1 protein-coding gene is annotated in these 1,958 nt (G+C 47.0%); it reads right to left on the bottom strand.

Going from position 1 to position 1,958, the window contains the following annotated elements:
* Nucleotides 1-88: 88 nt before the first annotated feature.
* Complete coding sequence (ltrA, locus tag ACED42_RS21695) at nt 89-1,435, bottom strand: group II intron reverse transcriptase/maturase (protein WP_371704130.1); 1,347 nt, start codon at nt 1,433-1,435, stop codon at nt 89-91.
* Between the last annotated feature and the right edge of the window lie 523 nt (nt 1,436-1,958).

Here is a 1,958-nt window from a genome sequence, read left to right as displayed (position 1 = left end):
AATCGGGTAGCCGGAGGTATTTACCCTCCAGCCCCCACACCACCCTGCATGCGGATCCGCACAGGGCGGTTCATTCAGAACGCCTAACTTATATCTTCTGGTTTGGATATTGAACAGCGATCCATCCGTCTTTCAGTGAAAATAATCCCGCCTTCCTAAGGTAATCATTACTCAGTGCTTGCTGTATCCCAGGTGTTTTCGAACTTCGCCACGGCCCTTTGCTTGTGATACCACAACCAACGGCAGTTTGGATCCAGACTCCGCGTTTAAGTAAGTTTTGCACCTTTGTCCGTGGTTTACGCCACTGACGCCAGTAGCACATACGTACTCGTCGACGTATCCACTGGTCTAAATCGACACACGCTTGATAAGCGTTAGCGATGCCAAAGTAATTAATCCAGCCTTGCAGGTATTGCCGTAGTTTAAATAATTGATAACTCATACTGACACCCCAGTTTCGGTTTGTGAGTCGCCTTATCTTTTGTTTCAAAATACGTACCGTTTTAGCGTGCCACTGGATCTTACCTCGGGAAAAGGTGAAACCAAGGAACTTGCTTTGAGCTACCTTAACCACTTGGCTTTTCTGTTCATTAACAACCATTTTTAACGTCGTGGCGAGGTAGTGAGTAATGCTCTTTAGCACGCGGACTCCCGCTCGTTGAGACCTCACCAGAATAATGAAGTCGTCCGCGTAGCGGGCGAATTGATGCCCTCTGTTTTCCAGCTCTTTATCCAGACTATCCAACATAATGTTTGATAGTAATGGCGAGAGTGGACCACCTTGAGGCACACCTTCCGAGCTTGCTTCAAATTGGTCGTTGACCATCACACCGGCACGGAGGTATTTACCAATAAGCGCCAGTAGACGCTTATCCTGTATCTTTTCCTTCAGTTGAGTCATCAAGAGATCATGATTAACTCGGTCAAAGAATTTAGACAGGTCAACATCGACAGCAAATGTTCGTTTCTGTTTAATGGTATCCCGTACTTTCAGTACCGCTTGTTTGGCATTTCTATTCGGCCTAAAGCCAAAGCTGTTAGTCGAAAAGAAGGGGTCAAACAGGGGGGTGAGTATTTGAGCAATGGCTTGCTGTATCACTCGATCAATAACGGTAGGGATCCCCAATTTGCGTTTACCGCCATCGGGTTTATCAATCTCTACACGTCTGACCGCTGAGGGTTTATATTCACCGTGCTCTAATTGAGATTTACATTGCTGCCAGCCCCCTTGTTGTAGCCAAAGCGGGAAGGCGTCGATGGTCATGCCATCGATACCTGCCGCACCTTTGTTGGCTTTAACTTGACGCCATGCTTGCTGTAAATTTTCAGATCGGAGCAATTGAGTGAATAGATCGCTGTTGAAGGATGGTTGCCTATCATTACGCTGTTGATAGTAATCGCCTGTCGGCGTAGTGGGTATCGACAAGTTTGACAAGACTCCTCCTTCTTCTAAATGTTCAGGCCTTCACCTTGTCCCAACCATTACGATGGGCGTTTGGCTACTATGCCGTCTGCTGACTTCTGCTTAATCACTTAACGAGTTACCTCGTAAAGCGCTATCGTTGTTCATCGGTTTCGCTCGCGTGAGTTGATGATGCTCACGCGCCAGGCCTGTTGAACCAGAGGCCAAGCTGGTTAGGTTAACAATCGCTTGTTAAGCAGATCTCCCCAGATAAGGACATGGACTTTCACTGCACAACTGCATCATTTACGGTGGTCATTAAATCACTTGGCTTCGTCGTCTTGTGCCAACTCGCCTCTGACCTACGCCTAGTATGATGTTCTTGTTCATCAGCTCGCAGTTTTGCTCGCGGCTTCCTTCAGACCATTCCTCGCGGAAAAGCCCTTGCCATTCGCTAGTAGTTAACATTTAATATCAACAAGTTGATGATTAAATGGTGATTTTCCTACAGAGGACTCTCACCTCATTAGTTCATACCCATGCTGGGCGTACACAA

This window comes from Vibrio sp. FF145, from assembly GCF_041439075.1.
Taxonomy (GTDB): domain Bacteria; phylum Pseudomonadota; class Gammaproteobacteria; order Enterobacterales; family Vibrionaceae; genus Vibrio; species Vibrio tasmaniensis_A.
The sequence above is the reverse complement of the archived record's forward strand: the minus strand, read 5'-3'. Positions and strand labels throughout refer to the sequence as shown.